Raw genomic sequence first — 19,319 nt, 5'->3', positions numbered from 1 at the left:
CATGCCGTCGGTATTGCCCGGATGCTGCTTCGTTGATCCAGTTTAAGGTTCTTCCTTCCGCAGGTCCTTCACCACATCGAGAAAAGCCCGCAGTGCCGGTGGCACGGCACGATGTCCGGGGTAGTAGACCGCAACCTCTTCCGCAGCGGGCATCCACGCGGTCAGGATCTTGCGCAGCCGGCCGTCGGACAGGGCCGCTTCTGCGGCCCAATCCGCCACATAGGCGATGCCCAGCCCTTTAATTGCGGCTTCGACCATCAGTTCCTCGTCATCGAGGACGATGGGGCCGTTTGCGTCCATCACCAGTTCCTGGCCGGCGCGTTCGAACTCCCATCGATAGAATTTGCCGCTGGGCATGCGGTGGCCGATGCAATGGTGGCGTGGCAATTCCTCGGGGGTTCCTGGCTCGCCGAAGCGATCGAGATAGGCGGGCGAGGCGACACAGATGAACGTCAACGGGCGTGCAAACGGCACGGCGATCATGTCCTTGGCGACCGATCCGAGGAGGCGCACGCCGGCATCGAACCCGCCGGACACGATATCGATGAGCCGCCCCTCGACGACGATGTCCACTGTCACGTCCGGATGGCGCTCCGCCATCTGCGGAAGCACCTCGCGCACGAGAAGCCCCGCCACCAATCGCGGCGCATTGATGCGGACGGTTCCTGCGACATTGCCCCGGAATCCTGCGACGCTGTCGAGCGCCTCGTCCAGCGTGGCGAGCGCCGGCTGCAGGCGGCCGAGCAACCGGAACCCGGCTTCCGTCGGCGAGACGCTGCGTGTGGTGCGGTTCAGAAGGCGCACGCCCATGCGTTCCTCGAGCGCGCGCATCGCGTGGCTCAATGTGGAAGGTGCCGTGCCGATCTCGTCCGCCGCGCGGCGGAAGCTGCGATGCGTGGCCACCGCCACGAAGGCGGTGAGGTCGTTGAGCGTCGGGCGAGGCATTGGTGGGGTTTTTGCATCATCTCATACCGATTTCAATGTCTAATGTGCGTAATGCAATTGCCCTATCTCCGGCCTGTGTCCAATTCGGAGGTATGAAAGATGGAAAAGATCTGGCTCATAACGGGCGTGTCGTCCGGCCTAGGCCGGCTGCTGGCGGAGAAGGCCCTGACCAGGGGCGACCGCGTCGTCGGCACCAGCCGCAGCGAGAATGCGCTTGCCGACCTGCGTTCCCGCTACCCTGAGCGGCTTGGCATCGTCGCGATGGACCTCAAGGACCAGAGCTCGGTCCGTGCCGCAGTCGACAGGGCCTTCGCCGCGTCCGCACGCATCGACATCATCGTCAGCAATGCCGGCTACGGCTTGTTCGGCGCGGCGGAAGAGGCTGATGATGTGCAGGTGCGGGATATCATCGACACCAATCTCATCGGCTCGATCACGCTCATCCAGGCAGCGTTGCCGCATCTGCGCAATCAGGGTGGCGGCCGGATTCTGCAGGTGTCGAGCGAAGGAGGCCAGATCGCCTATCCGGCGTTCAGTCTCTATCACGCGACCAAGTGGGGTATCGAGGGGTTCGTCGAGTCCGTGGCGCAGGAGACCGCTCCCTTCAAGATCGAGTTCACCCTGGTGGAACCCGGGCCGGCGCGGACCGGGTTCGGCGGCAATCTCGCGCGAACCGAGCCGCTCGCGGCCTATGAGGGAACCCCCGCCGATCAGATCCGCGAGGCGCTCGGTAGCTCCTGGGTGATCAAAGGCGACCCTGACCGCATGACGGACGCAATGATCAGACTTGCCGATCAGGATGGTCCACTTCCGAAGCGGCTGGTGCTCGGTGCCGAAGCCTATGCCGGCATCCGCAGGGCACTCGTCGGGCGCATCGAGGAACTCGACAGGCAGAAGGACATCGCAGTGGCGGCGGATTTCACCGAGGAGGAACTGGCGCGGCTGTGATCCATTCTGCCTCGCTGATCCAGGGCTGCACGACGCCGTCATGCAGCTCCACCCCTCGATCCCGATACATGTCCCCGCCTCTGCACCACTCCCTTTTCAGGAAAGAAAGGAACGAAAATGCCCGCACGTGACGCCGTCTATCCGGCAAGCCGCCACGCGCTGTACGACATTCATCGCTATTCCGCGGCCATTCGCTCCGGTGATCTTCTCTTCGTGTCGGGTCAGGTCGGGAGCCGTGAAGACGGCTCGCCCGAACCCCTATTCGAGGATCAGGTTCGTCGCGCCTTCGCCAATCTGCGCGCGGTCCTGGCCGCCGCCGGATGTAGCTTCGACGACGTTGTCGACGTCACCACATTCCACACCAATCCGGATGAGCAGATCGAATCGGTGCTGGCCGTCCGCGCGGAAGAGATCGGCGAACCGCCCTATCCGAACTGGACCGCGGTGGGTGTCAATTGGCTTGCCGGCTTCGATTTCGAGATCAAGGTCATCGCCCGGATTCCTTCGACGACCAGTGGCTAGCCGGTTGACAAGCGCCGACGCACTTGGCGATCTCTATGGTGGCGCGAGGGTTGCTTTCAGGCTTTCATGCAAGCGGCTTCAGGCTGCAATCGCGTCCGCCAAGACGCTCGGCGGCTACTTGGCTGGGCTTTCTGGTTGAAGCCCGTACGCGCTTTCTCCCCTTTGCGGCGGAGAAAGCGTTTTCCTGCTGGCGCCCGGTATTCAGAAGCCATTTTTGCCCGGCGGCTGGAGACGCCCCCTTGTCAGGGCTTGCTTGGCATGCTCGATCCTCGCCAGGATGTCCTGCCGGTCCTGTTGAGCGGACTGTCCAAGTGCGGCCGTTTCAGCAAGCCGTTGAAGCTGACCCAACAGGGCCTCGCGGTGAACCGCGTTCCTGGTGCCGCAGGCAAGGTCGGCCATAACATCCGCCATCCGGATCAGGATCGCGGGATGGGCCTTGCCGGCCTGCCTTATCGGATGAAATGCTGCAGCAAGCAGGCCGGCGATGTCGCTGCGGTCGGCCACGACCCGGATCTCACCGCTGCCGTCGCGCATTGCGTGGGGCTGCACGTGGCGCGCAAAGATCTCCTCGAAAGCCGCTCCCAGCCTGTCGATCACCGCGATCGCGGTGAACGGGTCGTTTGTGCCAGGGGAGAGCGCTCTCGTGGCGATCTCGACCAGCTGTCGAATCCCTTGCTCCGGATCCTGGGCAGGCGTGCGCTCGGTTCCGACTGTGAAGGCCGATCGGATCCGCTCCTGCAGTGCCTCGTCGGGAGCGGCCTCGCCGTAGATGTCGAGGTGCTCGCCCTCTAGCAGCAAAAAATGTCCGGCCCGGACATTCACCGCAATCCAGATATCGGCCTCGCAGGCGAGGGAAAGGAGGCGGCCATAGTCCACCACCTGCACGTAACCGATCCTCCGGATGCCGAGTGGCCAGCGCCGCCCGCGAAACGGTTGCTTCACAGCGCTCTCGTCGCTGTCGCGGTCGGGCAAGATTTCGCGCAGCGTTTCGCGGAATTCTTGCGAAACCGCCTCCACCACATTGTCCGCGATGATGGAACGGGCGATCTTGTGAATGTAGAAGAGGAGCGCCAGCAGGCAAAGAATCGTCAGTACGCTCGCCATTGTGACGGCGAGATGGGGCACGCCCTGCGAACCGAGGGTGTCGTCGAGTGTCCTGAGCACCAGAATGACATAGAGGATCGTGCCGATGAACAGCCCCAGGACAGACTGGATCTGTCGATCGCCCATGAAAATGGAGATGAGACGGGGGCCGAGCTGGTTGGCCGCGAGCGTAAGGATGACGAAGGTCACCGACACGACGAGCGATGTCATCGTCATCAGCCCGGACAGGAGGCTGCCGAGAAGATCGCGCGCCGTCCCTGCATCCCCGCTGTAGACCCACCAGATCCGGCCGCCGGAACTGAGGAGGTCGCCGTAGTTTAGCAGCACATAGGCCAGCCCGACGGCAGCGAGCGCGAAGAGCGCAGGGACCGCCCAAAGCTGGCCCCGCAGCAATGCCAGGAAATTGCGGATGCGGTCCATGCACCCTCAACTCGGAAAGGCCGTTCGCGATCCATCGCCAACGGCACGACGGATCGCACGGGGGAGTTCGGCGCACAATTCGCCACGGCATACCCGATCGCTGAATGCCAACCTGCTTGTTGAAAGCTGAAAGAACTTTTCCGGTCAAAAAGCTGCTCTTGTCAGTCGAGCCTCAAGAGAAGAGCGCCTTCGGCCCCCTTGGCCGCACTTCAGCCGAGGACGCATTGAGCCGGTCCCATTTCAAGCGCAATAAATCTTAACCCGATACAATACCGCGATCTTCCATGATCGCTAGGGTGCGACCGAGCTCGCCTGAGGGCTCATCTCGCCTGGAGGCAGGAGAAGAGAGGTCGCTTCATGAATATAAAGGCGTGGTTCAAACCATTTTGTCAGCCGCGGCTGTCTATCAGATGCGCGATCATTGCCTCGCTTGCATTTGCTGCCTTGATGCCCATTGCGCAGGCCCAGCAGCAGATGCCCGTCACGGTCGTTGTCGCCAAGCGAGGCGACGTCACGCAGCGTGTATCGGTCGTGGGAACGCTTGCGGCGCGTGAGGAGGCGCAGGTGCATCCCTCGGCTACGGGCCAGGAAATTCAGCAGATATTGGTGGAGGTTGGGCAAAGGGTCGAACAGGGCCAGCCCCTTGCCCAGTTCGACAAGACCGATGCGCTTCTCGCCCTCGACAAGAATGCGGTGAGCGCTCTACGCGCCAAAGCTGCCGTGGCCGTCGAGGCCAGCAAGGTCGAAATTGCGCTCGTTGCCGAGCGCGAAGCCCGCGAGAAGCTGGAGCGCAGCCAAGCGCTCCAGTCGAAGGGGGTCGTTTCCGAGCAGATTCTGGACGACACTCAGAACGCCTATGACCGCGCGGTCGCGGAAACCGCCCTTGCACGACAATCATTGGCACTGGCGCAAGCCGAAGAACAGTTGATCGTCCAGGAAAGAAAAGAGATCGAGTTGACGCTCGAGAGGAGCACGTTGCGCGCCCCTGCGTCCGGCCTCATTCTGGAGCGAAACGCCCGCATCGGCGTCATGACCTCGAATTCGGGTGCTCCTCTCTTTCGTATCGCGAAGGACGGCAGGATAGAGTTCGTCGCGGAAGTGACGGAAGTGAGCTTCGTTCGGCTGCGCGAAGGGATGCGTGCGCAAGTTACTCTTCCCGGCCGCGACACGCCTGTCACCGGCACGGTGCGGCTCAACGCCGCCCAACTGGACCCGAAGACGCGGAGCGGGACCGTTCATATCGAGCTCGACGAGAGCGGAGGCCTCGTTCCGGGTGTGTTTGCACGCGGCGTCATCGACACGTCGACGCGGACGAATGTTCTCCTGCCGGAAACGGCAGTCAGAAGCACGCGCGGTTCCCACAGCGTCTATGTCGTCAGGGACAATGTCGTGGAAATCCGGAACGTCAGGATCGGCTCGCGCCAAGGCGATCTCGTCGAGATTGTCGAGGGTGTCGAGGACGATGAAATGATCGTTCTGAAGGCGGGCGGCTTCCTGAAAGATCAGGATCGCGTCGAGCCCGTCGTCGTATCGGCACAAGGCGACGTGCAACGGAATGTGTCCCAAGCCGCCTCACTGAACCAGCCCGAAGGGATGGCCCGTCGATGAACGCGAACATTTCGGCGTGGGCCATCCGCAATCCTCTGCCGTCGAACCTGCTCTTCGTGATTTTGACGATCGTGGGGCTCTACAGCTTTTCCCGGCTGCCCATCACCCACTTCCCGACCATCATAACCCCGCTCGTGAACGTCACGATCGAACAATCCGGCGCGACGCCCGCGGAGCTTGAGACCGAGGTGACGCGGAGGGTCGAGGATGCCGTCGCATCGCTCGCCGGCATCAAGAAGATCACGTCGACCATTGGCCAGGCCCGGTCCGTGACCAGCGTCGAGTTCGAATTGGGCCTGGTTTCGCCGGACCGGGCGATGACGGACGTCCGCGATGCCGTTGCAAAAATCCGCTCCGACCTGCCCGCGACCATCGATGAGCCGGTTGTCGAACGGGTCGAGGAGGAGGCTCAATCCGTCGTCACCTATGCCGTCAGCAGTCCGGACATGACGGTAGCCGAACTGTCCTGGTACGTGGACGACGTGGTGAACCGTAGTCTGCAAGGCTTGCCGGGCGTGGGGCGGATCGAACGCGTCGGCGGGGCGGATCGGGAAATACGCGTCGAGCTCGATCCCGACCGGCTGCAGGCGCTTTCGCTGACCGCAAGCGCCATCAACGAAAGCCTGTTGCGGACCCAGATCGAGAATTCCGGTGGGAGAAGCGATCTGGGCGGCCGTGAACAGGCCGTCACGACCGTAGCGGCGGCAAAGACGGTGCCCGATCTTGCCGATCAGCGCATTGCGCTTTCTCCCCATGCGGCCATCCGGCTGGGGGATTTGGCAAGCGTTCGCGATAGCGTGGCGGAAGCGCGTTCCTTCGCTACGCTCGATGGTTCGGATGTCGTGGGCTTTGCGGTTTATCCCTCTCAAGGTGCAAGCCAGGTTTCCGTCGCGGATGCGGTCTCCAGGGCGCTGGCGGAGCTCAGTGCGCGCGACACGGATGTGCGTTTCAGCCTCGTGGACGACAATTCCGCCTATACGGCCGGCAATTTCAGTTCGGCCATGAGCACATTGCTCGAGGGGGCCGCGCTTGCCGTCGTCATTGTTTTTCTGTTTTTGCGCGATTGGCGGGCGACGATCATCGCCGCGGTGGCGCTGCCCCTGTCCATCATCCCGACGTTTTTCGCGATCGAGCTCCTGGGCTTTTCCCTCAATATCCTGAGCCTGCTGGCCATCACATTGGTGACGGGAATACTCGTGGACGATGCGATCGTCGAAATCGAGAATGTCGTGCGCCATCGCGACATGGGCAAGACCGCCTTGCGGGCGGCGCTGGACGCCTCCGACGAAATCGGCCTGGCCGTCATCGCCATCTCCGCCACCATCATCGCCGTCTTCGCGCCTGTCGGGTTCATGAGCGGCGAGGTGGGCCTGTACTTCCGGGAATTCGGCCTGACCGTCGCCATTGCCGTCTTCTTCTCGCTATTGGTAGCGCGGCTCATAACACCGATCATGGCAGCCTATCTAATGACCGGAAGCTCGCCCGTTGAGGAGAAAAAGGGGCGCTTCACCCTGGCCTACGAGCGGCTGTTGCGCATGAGCCTGCGCTGGCGGTGGGCGACGGTGGGGCTTGCCGCCGGCTCCTTTGCCTTGGCCATGGTCGCCCTGTTGTCGGTACCGACCACCTTTCTGCCGGAGGAAGACACCGGGCGCCTGACCCTCTCGGTCGAGTTGCCGCCTGGTTCCACCTTGGAGGATACGCGCGCGGTGTCCGATGAGATCGCAAGCCGTATCGGCAAGTTCCAGGAAGTGGAGGGCGTGTTCGCCCGTGCCGGGTCGAGCATCACGGGGCTGGAGGATGTGCGCTACGCCGTCATCCTCATCGATCTTCTCCACAAGACGCAGCGGGGCCGTTCATCCTTTGCGATTGAAGCCGATATCGAAAGAAGCCTCGCATCCATCCCCGACGTGAAGTTGAGGTTCCTCAACACGCGCGGCGGGCGCGACCTGTCGTTTGCCGTGCTGGGCACCGACGGGGAACTGGCTCTGGAAGCAGCGAACGCCATCGTGGAGGAGCTTTCAGCCGATCGGGCCTTCGTCGATCCCGCCATCGACAACACCGCCATGCGTCCGGAACTCAAGCTGCAGGTCCAGACGGACAAGGCCTCGATGCTCGGCGTATCGCCGGCCGCGATTGCCCAGACGATACGCGTGTCCACCGTCGGCGATGTCGACAGCCGCTTGCCCAGCTTCACCGATGGCGCCAGGCAGATCCCTGTGCGCGTGGTCATCGACCAAGATGCTCGAAACGATCTTCCGACGCTGGAAATGCTGACCGTGCCCTCCGACGATGGAACTCACGTCCCGCTATCGGCGATCGTCGACATCAGCTTCGACGAAACGATGTCCGCCATCGAGCGGCTCGATCGCGAACGTCGGATCGAGCTCGGCGCGGACTTGGCCGACGGTCTGACATCCGGACAGGGCATGGAGCGGCTGCTTCGGCTGGAGAGCGTGAAGAACCTGCCGGAAGGCGTTCGCCTTCAGGCGACAGGAGACTCCGATACGGAAGGCACCGTCTTCGAAAGCTTCGCGGTGGCAATGGGATCGGGCATCATGCTGGTTTTCGTCGTCCTGATCCTGTTGTTCGGCAGCGTGCTGGCGCCGTGGACGATCCTGGCTTCTCTTCCCTTGTCGATCGGCGGTGTCGCCGTGGGGCTGTGGTTGAGCGGCAACGCCATATCGCTGCCCGTCGTCATCGGTATCCTGATGCTGATGGGCATCGTTACGAAGAACGCCATCATGCTCCTGGACTTCGCAATCGAGCGGGAGGCGCATGGGCTGCCGCGGTTTGAGGCCATCATCGAGGCCTGCTCCGAAAGGGTTCGCCCGATCGTCATGACGACCCTTGCCATGACCGGCGGCATGATCCCTTCCGCCCTCGGCATGGGGGATGGCGGCGAATTCCGCTCTCCCATGGCCATTGCCGTCATCGGCGGGCTGCTGGCTTCCACGCTTCTTTCCCTGATCGTGATCCCCTCCCTCCACCTCATCGTTTCAGGTTTCGGCGATCGGATCGCTCGGATCTTCAAGCCTTTCCTCCAGTCGGCGGAGATCTGATCATACCGGACGCCGCGTGGCGCTACCGCTGGGAAGTGGCGTGGAATGGAAGGCCGGGCGGCCCATGCACTATCCGGCCTTCTCACCGTCGCCGGTGACATGTTCAGGGCGCCGAAACTCACAATCGCCCGAATCCTGGAGGAGCGTGGCATGTTGAAACGCTGCAACAAAATTTAACAAACCGAAATATCCTGACTTTCTCCGGCGTGCATTTTACGCCAACAGGGGCAAGAGGCTTCATGCAACCGAATACGGCAAATGCGCAGATCCTGATCGTTGAGGACGATTCGGAAATCGCAAATCTGCTTGCCCTGACCATGCAGGACAACGGGATGATCCCGACCGTTGCGGAAGATGGCCGCGTGATGCAGTCGCTTCTGCGCAACAATTCATTCGATCTCATCATCCTCGATGTCATGCTGCCGGGCGAGGACGGACTGAGCCTCTGCAGGAAAATCCGTTCCGAGAAGACCATCCCGATCATTTTGCTGACGGCGCTTGGCGAGGAGGTCGACAGGATCGTCGGGCTGGAGGTCGGCGCTGACGATTACGTGACGAAGCCATTCAGCCCCCGGGAGGTCGTCGCGCGTGTGCGCAGTCTTTTGCGGAGGGCCTCTTATGGAATGGTCAAGAACACCGCGCAACGAAAGCTTCGGTTCGATGGGTGGCAGATCGATCCCGTGCGTCGTCAACTTCACGACCCGAGCAATGCGCGCATCGCTTTGACGACGACGGAATTCGATCTCTTGCTGGCTTTTTGCCGGAACCCGGGTCGCGTGATCACGCGCGAAGAGCTACTCTCGACGACGCATTCCGGACTTGCCGGGCCGATCGAGCGCAGCATCGACGTCCACATCAGCCGCCTTCGCCAGAAGATCGAGGCCGATCCCAAGGAGCCTGCCTTACTGCAGACGGTGCGGCTGGGCGGATACGTGTTTACCGCCATCGTCGAGGAAGCGTAGGCAGACCGTCTGCCGCCCGATGTCCGACGGGCATCACTGCCATTGCCACCGTTCACGGACCAGCTTACTACGCCTATCGCCGCTCGGTCCCCCGCTTTCTTCCGCGGCCGGGGCTGTGGCGGGATGTCGATGCGCTAACCGTTGATCCGGGCATTTGGCGGCGGACCGTCCTGAACGGAATGATCTTCGTCCTGCTGATCCCTCTGGTCAGAGTTCTTGCGCAGGAGCAGACAGTACTACTTCTCTGCCTGCCGCGGGTGACTTTGTACTGAAGGCGGCGGGCGCGCACGACAAAGAGCCGAGGGCGACACCCTCGGCTCTCCTATCCGCAAACACGTGTTTTGCAGTGTCTTAAACCAGCTTTCGGCCAGCGGACCTAAAACTTGTAGCCCACGAAAAGGGAGATCGAGGGTTGCAGCTTCTCCTCCACGATCGGGCTGTCGGCAGCATCCCCGGTCAATATCCCAAAGCCTGCCTCGCCGCGCACAAGCCAGTGCTCATTCAGCAGGTAGGTCGCGGACGCCGAAATGTCGACGCGCTTGAGGCCCGCCTCGGCCTTGTATTCCGACAGGCCGGAGGCTGCGGATTGCTCGGAACTGACGCCGAAATAGGCCTCCATATGCTTGTCATTCGCCACGATTGCCTCGGCACTGGCGCCGAGGATAAGCCTTTCGGTTACAGGTGTGGAATACCCGATACCGAACGTGCCGATGAGGCTTTCGCTGCCATCTATCGTTTGCTCGACTTCGGCATAAAGCTCGACCGGCCCCCACTCATATGCCGCCTTGGCGCCCACCGTGGCAGCGAAATCGATGTCGCCCAGGCCGCGAAGCCGATCGTGATCATCGGCGTCTCTGCCCGTTTCGTAACCGACCTTCCCGGAAAGCGAGAAGCCCTTGTGCCGGAGAGGTGTGACGGTGATTCCCGAGGGATCGATCGCTAGCCATTCGCCATAGGTGAACAGAACGAGAGGAATCGGGCTGATCTCGAAGTCGCCACTACCTTCATAAACAGGCCCGTACTCACCGCCGCCGCCGACGATCAGGCTCCAGTTCCGTTCGGGCTGGTTGAATCGTTGGTCGAACTGCTCTTGATCAAATGCTGGTTCGGGTGGCTTCTGTGCAGCAGCAAGGTCGGCCGCGACTGCGCTGGATACCGTTCCCATGACACCCATTGCGGCGCCGAAGGCGCAGGACGAAGCACGCCTGCTGTTGTGCTTAGTGAAAAACATGAGGGCTCCAAACGAGTTGTCGCCGCCGCCCAACTCGATCGAACGGCGGGACGTTGACGACCCTAGGTGTCACAGGGGAGCCGCGTCGAGCATGTCATTATGTTAAGCTTTGTTGCAGGCGGAAGGCACCGAGGCATGTGATCCGTACCGGCGACTGTTGCTGGAATAAAACTTAACAATCACCCTTGGGCAGGCCGGTTCTCGTCATGTTATCAAGCATCAACCTCAGATCGTTCGGCGACATCGGCGCCCTGATGTAGGGATATGAGATTGCGCATGCCTCTTGGTCTAAGGACCATTCATGGACAGATCACCGCTATAATCGTGCTCGCACTGTTGATCGTCGTCACGGGGGGGCCCGTGCTTGAGCGCTGGGTCAGGGATTATGAGGGACTCGATATCGAGCAGGTTGCTGAACGCGCTCAGGCGATTGGCGAGCTATTGGCAGCGGCAACTCCCGGTGAGAGAGCAATTATCCTTCACGCCGCTCAGCGATCTGGTTGGAATTCGACATTGCAGCCCGTCGCCTTGAGCGAGCAGTTCACAACGACATCCAGCAAGGAGACATTCTGGGATCGAGCTATCGATTGGTTGTTCCCGCCTGACAATTTGGTTCCCCCGTTGGGTGGCTGGAGGACATTTCTGGACGACAACCGTGTCGTTGCCTTCAGGGTGGATGACGCGACGATGCTGGTCACCCCGATTTCCTCCGACTCCTTCCTGTGGGACAATTTCGCCGTACGCGGGTCATATTACCTGATCGCGCTGATCACCCTGATTTTCCTGCTGTCCGCCTTTGCCATCTGGGCCATTACGTTGCCTCTCAGGCGAATATCCCGCGCAGCGGCCAACGCGGATATTTCGACGCATGCGGAGGTTTTTGAAGAACGCGGCAGCGTCGAGATCGTCGCTCTCGCCAGAGCATTGAACGGCATGCGCAACCGGATCGCGACCATGGTGGAGTCGCGAACACGCATGCTGCGCGGCATCAGCCACGACCTGCGCACTCCGCTGACGCGATTGCGGCTCAGGGCAGAGCGTTTGCCCGAGGGGCCGACCCGGGACACGATGTTGTCCGACATCAAGCATCTCGACACATTGCTGAGCGAGAGCCTCGGTTATTTGCGCGACAACCACAATCAGGAAGCTGTTGAGCGCACGGATATCGCCAGCACACTTCAGACGATCTGCAACGAATTTTCCGATGTCGGCTTCGACGTGACCTATCGGGGGGCGAACAGACTGATCACGAACTGCAAGCCTCTTGCGATCACCCGTGCCGTTACGAATCTTTGCGACAACGCCACAAAATTCGGCAACTCGGTGATCGTCGAGCTGCGGGAAAATGCCGGCACGGTGACCATCGATGTCATCGATGACGGTCCGGGAATTCCGGAACCGGACAGGACGCGCGTTCTGGAGCCGTTTTTCAAGATCGATACTGCCCGCGGCGGCGCCAATGCCGGCTTTGGATTGGGGCTTTCGATCGTTGCCGAAATCGCGCAAGCGCACGGAGGTAGGCTGGAGTTCCTCGACCGGCAGCCGAACGGTCTCATTGCCAGGCTGTCGTTTCCCATCCACTGAGTTGCAGCAGCGGATTTCAACCCGCTCTTCGAAAGGGTGGAGGCGGTCCTCAGCTTCGACGCTGTCCACGCGGGGTTAACGACGGCGGCCGAACCACTTTAGCCATTTGCTCCCAGCCGCCTGGATGGTGTCGTCGCGGCAGCACCGAATAGGAAGGCAGCATAGCTGGAAAATTCCAGCTCAGAACGGTCCAATATCGGTAGGGCACGCCAGCGCAGCGCGAACGATCGCGTAGTTGCAGGATCTCATCTGACCAGACGGGCCATCAACTTTGAGGATCCTATATACCCCATCTTTCGACCAAAAGAGGTGTGAATCGGCACTGTACGTGTTATGCATTACTTCAAATACAACTATTTTCTCGTACATGAAGAATTGCTTAAATATTTTTTCTCTCGTTATCTTGAGTGTTCCATAGGAATGCTGGAGAGATGACAACGCCAACTGGGTCTATGGGCATGCTGCCGCTGCGATAGCTGCTGCCTCGTTATCAGATACAGATCCCTGGCGAAATGAAACGCCGCTACCCGGCACGTTCGTAGTATTCGCCGAAGGACCAGAGCAATTGTCCGGAACGGCCGAAAACGCCGAGGACCACCATTGACGATTTGGAAAGCAGATTTCGCATCTGATCAGGTGGGTGTCGTCCGAGAGTCCGGAACAACCCTGCTTTTGCACAGGCAGAAGGCCGCGCCAGACAAGCATTGGCGCATCCTGTGTCTCGTTGAAGATCAATACCGGAAGAATCTGCGATCGAGCGACAAGATCGAGTTCGTCTCCGATCCCGAGGACGATTTCGATCTGTTCGTCGCGCCGAACCCATCGGCAAAGGGTGTTTTCGAAAACATCCTGGCCCGTTGCAGCAATCCCGCAGCACCGCTCGTGACGACGTCCAGCGTGTTTGGTGCACGCGCCGATATTGTCGTGGCGCAGCCGACAGCAGCGTCCGTTGCGGCGGCCATCGCTTCGTTGGAACCGCTTGTGGCGCGGGTGTCGGCGCTGCCACGCATTCCTCAGGGGGCAGACCGAAACGGGCTGCTCGCCCTTGCGCTTGCCTACACGCGCAACAGCGTCATCGAGGGGCAATGGGAGCCATGCTCTCCGCAAATGATCGGCTATCCTCTTCTGCTCGGCATCGCAAACGCCCGCTCGGTGCTCGAAAACTTGGCGGAGGCGGGTCTTGTCAGACGCCGTTTCTATGAGCGGCTTCACGTTTGCGACCATTGCGATTCCTCGCAGCTGCATGCTCGGGAAAGCTGCATCAACTGCCATTCGAGCCATTTGACCGAGCACTCGCTTGTGCACCACTATTCATGCGGCTTCCAGGCAGCCCAGCGGACATTCGAGCATCGCGACGGCTATGTCTGCCCCAAATGCCACAAGCTGCTGCGCCACTATGGCGTCGACTACGACAAGCCGGGCATGGTGGTTGAATGCCAGGCATGCGGCGAATCCATGACCGAGCCGGAAGTGGGGTTCATCTGTGCCAGTTGCGGTAGGTACACCTCTGGTGACGACGCCGGCCGGCGGGACTGGTATCATTACGAATTTCTCGCCGACGGTCTGTCGGCTCTACGTGCGTCTGCGCTGCCGCATGCCGACTCGGCCGAAGTTCGAAACGGCTGCTCCCTTCGCGACTTTCGTCTTATCCTTGGCCACAGCCTGTCGGTCGCTCAGCAACATCGACGGCCGATTACCGCGTGGCGACTGACCATCGATGCCGACGGGCTGGCAAAGCAGGTTGGCCGGCGCGGGGCCGTCGAAGTCTGCCAGTTGATGCGCGAGCTGGTCGTCGAAAACATGCGCTCTGGTGATGTTGTGGCAGGTCTTCCAGCCGGCATCGTCGCCTGCTTGAGCGAGACCGACGCTGCCAGCGCCGAAGCCGAACTCGAGCGGATACGCGGTGCAATCGCCCGCACGATACAGCCGCATCTCGAGATCAATATCGAGATATTCGAGAACGAGCGCATAGGCGTTCTCCTGCAGGATCTGCAGTGATGTTCAGCGACAGCATTCATCTTGCCGATCAACTCGACCTGCCGGCGTTCGTTACGATGTTCTGGCACATGCTGGTCTTCGAGGTGCCCCGTTTTCTCATTGCGATCTTCGTCATCGGAGCAACGGAGGCGTTTCGGCGAGCTGAGCCGCAGCCTGATCCCGTCCGCCCTCTTTCCTTGAGTGTTCTGATGCCTGGGCACAACGAGGGCGCGTCGCTCCGACAGACGGTGATCGGATTGCGCGACCAAACGCGCAGCATCACTCAGGTCGTCGTCGTCGACGACGGCTCGACCGACGACATGATGTCCGTTGGGCAGCAGCTTAAATCCGAGGGCCTGATCGACGTCTTTGTCGCGACTGGCTTGCGCGGAGGCAAGAGCGCGGCCGCGAATCTTGGCCTGACTTACTGCACCGGCGATATAGTGATCATCGCGGACATCGACACCAGTTTCGATCGCGACGCGCTCGAAAAGGTAACTGAGCCATTCCAGGATCCGAGGGTGGGCGCCGTCGCCGGCAACTTGGCCGTACGCAATCCCAACGCCTCGGTCATCGCAAAATTCCAGGCAATCCAGTACCTGCTTTCTATATCCCTTGGCCGACGCGTCACCGACATGCTGGACATCGTCTTCATCGTCTCGGGAGCCTTCGGTGCGTTCCGGCGCGAGGCTCTCATGTCGGTCGGCGGTTGGGAGGTTGGCCCCGGCGAGGACGCCGACATCACGGTGAAGCTGCGCCGGACCGGTTGGAAAATCCGTTTCCAGCCAAACGCCTGGGCGCTGACCGATGTACCTGACACGGTGCTGGCACTGGTCCGCCAACGCTTGCGTTGGAACCGGACCCTGGTCCGGGTACGTGTACGCAAATTCGCCCGCATGTTCGACACGTCGCGGCACAACTTCTCAGCCGCCGATGCGCTCGGCACTCTGGACATCATCTATTTCCAAGCCATCCTGCCGGCCAGCTTCTTTGTCTACATTGTCTGGCTGTTCGCACATTTCGGCACCTTCGCGTGGGTCATTCTGGGCGTTGTCACCATCGTCTACATGACAAGCGCGCTGATCTCGTTCTTGATTGCCGCATCGGTCTCAGACCACTACGGCCGCCTGGGTCTGCTGCTGTATGTGCCGGGCTACGCCCTGTTTAATGCTTATGTGCTGCGCGCGATTGCCGTGTACGCCTACCTGGACGAGCTGATTTTCCGCCGCTCCTACAAGGACACCTACGTGCCAAGCCGGGTCCTCAATCAGGCGGAGGATTTCTGATGTCGGGAGAAAGTCTTGCTGCATACGCCTTGCGCGGGAACGGCGCGGAACGGGAGAAATAGCGATGCTATCGTTCCTGACGAGCCTCGATGGGGCAAGCCTTGTCGCGATGTTCTGGTACCTGATTTTCTTCGAGGGGCCGCGATTCCTGATCGCGAACTTCACTGCCGGTTTTCTCCGCAAGGATTCGGCGAAGGCGACCGGCTGGCCCTGCAAGATATCTTCCGTCAGCATTGTTCTGCCTTGCCACAACGGCGCCAGTGGCATCGTGAAGACCGTGACCTCTTTGCGCGAACAGACCTTCCGCAACTTGCAGATCGTGGTGGTGGACGACGGCTCTACCGACAACAGCGCGAGCATTGCGCGACAGATGAAGGAGCAGGGCCGAATCGACGTCTTGGTTTCGACAACTCTGCGCGGCGGGAAGAGCGCCGCCCTTAATCTCGGCCTGCGCTTCTGCACCGGCGACGTGATCGTCTCCGCCGACGTGGACACAACCTTCGATCGAGACGCAATCGAGGCGATCGTCGCTGCCTTTGACGACCCCAGTACTGGCGCCGTCGGCGGCAATATCGGAGTGCGAAACGCAGGCGCATCTGTCCTCGCCAACATGCAGGCGATCGAGTACGCAGTTGGAATCTCGCTCGGCCGTCGAGTCAGTGTAATGCTTGGGATACTCCCGGTGGTATCCGGCGCTTTTGCTGCTTTCCGGCGTGAAGCGCTCGACTCGGTAGGTGGATGGGATGCCGGTCCCGGCGAGGACACTGACCTCACCATGAAGCTCCGGCGTGCTGGATGGAGGCTGGCCTTTGCGGCCGAGGCGTGGGCCCTCACAGACGCGCCATCGACAATGCAGGCACTCATTCAACAGCGATTGCGCTGGGAAAGCGATCTGGCCCGGCTCAATCTGCGCAAGTTCCGGATGCTGCTCAGCCCATGGGCGCCTCATGTGTCGTTGCGTGACACGACCAATACGCTGGACGTGTTGATATTCTCCATCGTCTTGCCCTTCGCCTTCGTCCTTTATGTGGTGTGGCTCCTGGCTGCATACGGCGCGTTCGCGGTCGTCATCCTGATGATGACGGGATTCGCCTATTCGCTGATCGGGACCTTTTCGTTCCTGGTCGCGATCACGCTCTCGGAGCGCGCGTCTACCGCTCGGCTGCTGCCTTACGCGCTCGGCTACGGATTTTACTGCACGTGCGTCCTGCATCCGATCCGCGTGTGGGCATTCGTCCAAGAACTTGCTTTCGACCGCTCCTATCATTCGACCTTCGTGCCCACAAAGGTTCTCAGCCAGATGTGGAGGTTCTGATGCGGCTACGCCGTCGACCACGTTACGATACCTTGCAGAACGAGGTTCGCCGCCGAGGACGGTCGTGGGGACGCTGGATCTATCTTGGCCTCCTTTGCGGTTTGGTTCTCTGGATTGCCGACATGTTCGTTGGTGATCTCCTCTACTTTCGCGCCGAGGGGCTCGTCATGCGCAACCGCGTCGTGCTGGCCACGCAGTACCCCGCCGAGGTGAAGAGCCTCAATGTCGAGGAGGGCTTCTCGATCAGCAAGGGTGACGTCCTCGTGCAGGTACGGTCGCAGAAGATCGAGGAGACGCTGGCCCAACTCTATTCCGACATGGTCGACGGCATCGGCCGTGCCACCGATTTGGAAGTCCGCAATCAAGTATACGAAGCGATTTACCCTATGACGCAGCGCCTCTACAGCGAAGCACGGGAGGCACGGCTTTCAAGCGATACATTGCGCGGTGAGGGGCTGATCAGCAACGTTCGGCGGGCGGATCTGCTTCAGAGCGAGATGGAGAGCGCACTTGAGCAGACGAGAATCGAGGTGGAACAGAAGACCATCGAGAAGAACATGCCCGAGCTTAGAGCTGCTGTCTCCGCGTCCAGAGAGGCGATCATGCGACTGCGGGAGGTTTATGCCGACGGCATTTTGAAAGCCCCCAGTGACGGCGTGGTTGGATATCTGCACGTTGCCCAGGGCAGCGTGATTCAGCCTGGCGAACCGTTGATGGAACTCTTCACGGGCGACCCTTTTGTTCTCGCCTATGTTCCTCAAGGCGCACTTTATACGCTTCATCCCGGCGATCCGATCAAGATTAGCGTCGGATTGAACACATATTATAGCCGGGTCAGCCGGATCTACCCGGTCGCGGGCCAACTGCCGCAGGAATTTCAGAACACATTTCAACCTGTGTCGCGTGCCCAGATCGTACGCCTCGAGTTCGATCCCGGCCAAGACTTTCCAGCCCTCTTTGCCAAGACGAAGCTCAGCGCAGTCGGTTGGCCCCCGGCGTGGCTAAAGCGCCTGTTTGCGTCGGCCTATGGCAGGCTGGCCGGAAAGGCTCCCGATCCGCTGACGGGAAAAGGGGACCGCCTTGATGCATCGCACGCACATTCCGCCGGACCGGACTTTGGACCGATCGCTCGTTCGCATCTCGTGCAGCAACTGCAGACAGGAGTGCAGTCAAGATGACCATCATTGTGACGGGAGCGGCCGGTTTCATCGGTTCACACGTGGCACGAGCGTTGATGGCTCGTGGTCAGCGCGTCGTCGGAATCGACAACCTCAATCACTACTACGACCCCGCCTTGAAGCAGGCTCGGCTTGACCTCCTGGTGAAAAACCCGCTGTTTACATTCATCAAGCTGGACATTTCCGACCACGGTTCCGTAACCGCGCTTGGGGAAACGTTTCGGGACACTGAAGACATTGTTCACCTCGCCGCGCAGGCGGGCGTGCGTCATTCGCTGACGGCGCCTTTCACCTATACGGCCAGCAATGTTACCGGCCATGTCGCAATCCTTGAACTCTGTCGCCAATTGCCCCGGCTGAGACACTTGGTCTATGCGAGCTCGAGCTCGGTCTACGGCGGCAACTCGAAACTGCCGTTTGCCGTCGAGGATCGTGTCGATGCGCCAGCTTCGCTGTATGCGGCTACCAAGCGGGCTGGCGAACTGATGTCGTACACCTACAGCCACCTTTATCGAATCCCCACCTCCGGCCTACGCTTCTTTACCGTTTATGGACCGTGGGGGCGGCCGGACATGGCCGCGTATCTGTTCACCCAGGCGATCCTCGCCGGCCGGCCGATACGCGTTTTCAACAACGGCGATATGCGCCGCGACTTCACCTACATCGACGATATCGTGCGCGGAGTCTTGGGGGTGCTGGACAACCCGCCGCCGAATGTGAGTCGGGAGGTTCCGGCACGGATTTTCAACATCGGCAACAACCGGGCCGAACCGTTGCTGCGATTCATATCCGTCCTTGAGGCCGCCATCGGACGCAAGGCCGAGCTGGTCTTCGAGCCCATGCAGCTCGGGGATGTCAAGGAAACCTTTGCCGATATCGACGCGATACGTCGCCTGTGTGGTTTCGAGCCGCGGGTCTCAATCGACGACGGCTTGCCCCAGTTCGTTTCGTGGTTCCGATCCTATCACGGAGCGGAGGCGGCGACCTTCGCGGCTTAGACAAGTGCTCACCCCTCAGGCCCAATTCTCCAGGGAAGTTCGTCGATGCGCAGAGCAACAGAGGATGAAGGAAAGAGAAAGAATCCCGCCGAACAGGCCGGAATCGCTTGCTCCGCGGTCTCGGAACGCCTCGCCCGGAAGAACCTGTTCTTGGGCCGCCCGGCGCGACCAATCTCGCCAGT

General features: G+C 60.8%; 14 protein-coding genes. 11 read left to right on the top strand and 3 right to left on the bottom strand.

Annotation, left to right across the window (positions count from 1 at the left end; genetic code table 11):
* Nucleotides 1-42 precede the first annotated feature (42 nt).
* A complete protein-coding gene (locus tag PVE73_RS23995) occupies nt 43-945 on the bottom strand; it encodes a LysR family transcriptional regulator (protein ID WP_277364650.1) in 903 nt (300 codons plus the stop codon).
* Between the two features lie 99 nt (nt 946-1,044).
* Between PVE73_RS23995 and PVE73_RS23990 the strand changes: the two genes are divergently transcribed.
* The gene (locus PVE73_RS23990) at nt 1,045-1,893 is read left to right on the top strand and encodes an SDR family oxidoreductase (protein ID WP_277364649.1); all 849 of its coding nucleotides are present in this window, start codon (nt 1,045-1,047) and stop codon (nt 1,891-1,893) included.
* Between the two features lie 117 nt (nt 1,894-2,010).
* Nucleotides 2,011-2,415: a RidA family protein gene (locus PVE73_RS23985; protein WP_277364648.1), complete on the top strand. Its 405-nt coding sequence runs from the start codon at nt 2,011-2,013 to the stop codon at nt 2,413-2,415.
* 201 nt (nt 2,416-2,616) lie between these two features.
* On the opposite strand, the gene PVE73_RS23980 is transcribed toward PVE73_RS23985, so the two are convergent.
* The gene (locus PVE73_RS23980; protein ID WP_277364647.1) at nt 2,617-3,939 is read right to left on the bottom strand and encodes a DUF2254 domain-containing protein; all 1,323 of its coding nucleotides are present in this window, start codon (nt 3,937-3,939) and stop codon (nt 2,617-2,619) included.
* Nucleotides 3,940-4,386: 447 nt separating this feature from the next.
* Between PVE73_RS23980 and PVE73_RS23975 the strand changes: the two genes are divergently transcribed.
* The 3 genes from PVE73_RS23975 (at nt 4,387) to PVE73_RS23965 (ending at nt 9,568) form a co-directional block, all read left to right on the top strand.
* The gene (locus PVE73_RS23975; RefSeq protein ID WP_277364646.1) at nt 4,387-5,547 is read left to right on the top strand and encodes an efflux RND transporter periplasmic adaptor subunit; all 1,161 of its coding nucleotides are present in this window, start codon (nt 4,387-4,389) and stop codon (nt 5,545-5,547) included.
* On the top strand, nt 5,544-8,606 hold the full coding sequence (locus tag PVE73_RS23970) for an efflux RND transporter permease subunit (RefSeq protein WP_277364645.1): 3,063 nt from the start codon (nt 5,544-5,546) through the stop codon (nt 8,604-8,606). The genes PVE73_RS23975 and PVE73_RS23970 overlap by 4 nt, the downstream gene beginning before the upstream one ends.
* Before the next feature lie 239 nt (nt 8,607-8,845).
* Nucleotides 8,846-9,568, top strand: a complete 723-nt coding sequence (locus PVE73_RS23965; RefSeq protein WP_277364644.1) for a response regulator transcription factor — start codon at nt 8,846-8,848, stop codon at nt 9,566-9,568.
* A gap of 376 nt (nt 9,569-9,944) precedes the next feature.
* Here PVE73_RS23965 and PVE73_RS23960 read toward each other — a convergent pair whose 3' ends face one another.
* On the bottom strand, nt 9,945-10,742 hold the full coding sequence (locus PVE73_RS23960) for a MipA/OmpV family protein (RefSeq protein ID WP_277364643.1): 798 nt from the start codon (nt 10,740-10,742) through the stop codon (nt 9,945-9,947).
* Between the two features lie 333 nt (nt 10,743-11,075).
* Here PVE73_RS23960 and PVE73_RS23955 point away from each other — a divergent pair, with 333 nt between their 5' ends.
* The 6 genes from PVE73_RS23955 to PVE73_RS23930 all read left to right on the top strand — a co-directional run bounded on the left by PVE73_RS23955 (nt 11,076) and on the right by PVE73_RS23930 (nt 19,137).
* Nucleotides 11,076-12,383 carry an ATP-binding protein gene (locus tag PVE73_RS23955; protein ID WP_277364642.1) on the top strand — a complete coding sequence of 436 codons (1,308 nt, stop codon included), beginning with the start codon at nt 11,076-11,078 and terminating at the stop codon, nt 12,381-12,383.
* A 600-nt stretch (nt 12,384-12,983) separates the two neighbouring features.
* Nucleotides 12,984-14,381 (top strand): hypothetical protein, encoded by a 1,398-nt coding sequence (locus tag PVE73_RS23950; protein ID WP_277364641.1) that lies wholly within the window; start codon nt 12,984-12,986, stop codon nt 14,379-14,381.
* Nucleotides 14,381-15,646, top strand: coding sequence for a glycosyltransferase (locus PVE73_RS23945; RefSeq protein ID WP_277364640.1), 1,266 nt, complete (start codon nt 14,381-14,383; stop codon nt 15,644-15,646). The genes PVE73_RS23950 and PVE73_RS23945 overlap by 1 nt, the downstream gene beginning before the upstream one ends.
* A gap of 64 nt (nt 15,647-15,710) precedes the next feature.
* Nucleotides 15,711-16,961, top strand: a complete 1,251-nt coding sequence (locus tag PVE73_RS23940; RefSeq protein ID WP_277364639.1) for a glycosyltransferase — start codon at nt 15,711-15,713, stop codon at nt 16,959-16,961.
* Nucleotides 16,961-18,139: an HlyD family efflux transporter periplasmic adaptor subunit gene (locus PVE73_RS23935; RefSeq protein ID WP_277364638.1), complete on the top strand. Its 1,179-nt coding sequence runs from the start codon at nt 16,961-16,963 to the stop codon at nt 18,137-18,139. Before PVE73_RS23940 ends, PVE73_RS23935 begins: the two co-directional genes overlap by 1 nt.
* The gene (locus PVE73_RS23930) at nt 18,136-19,137 is read left to right on the top strand and encodes an NAD-dependent epimerase/dehydratase family protein (RefSeq protein WP_277364637.1); all 1,002 of its coding nucleotides are present in this window, start codon (nt 18,136-18,138) and stop codon (nt 19,135-19,137) included. The genes PVE73_RS23935 and PVE73_RS23930 overlap by 4 nt, the downstream gene beginning before the upstream one ends.
* The last annotated feature ends 182 nt before the right edge of the window (nt 19,138-19,319 follow it).

The sequence above is a fragment of the Chelativorans sp. AA-79 genome (genome assembly GCF_029457495.1).
Taxonomy (GTDB): Bacteria; Pseudomonadota; Alphaproteobacteria; order Rhizobiales; family Rhizobiaceae; genus Chelativorans.
The sequence above is the reverse complement of the archived record's forward strand: the minus strand, read 5'-3'. Positions and strand labels throughout refer to the sequence as shown.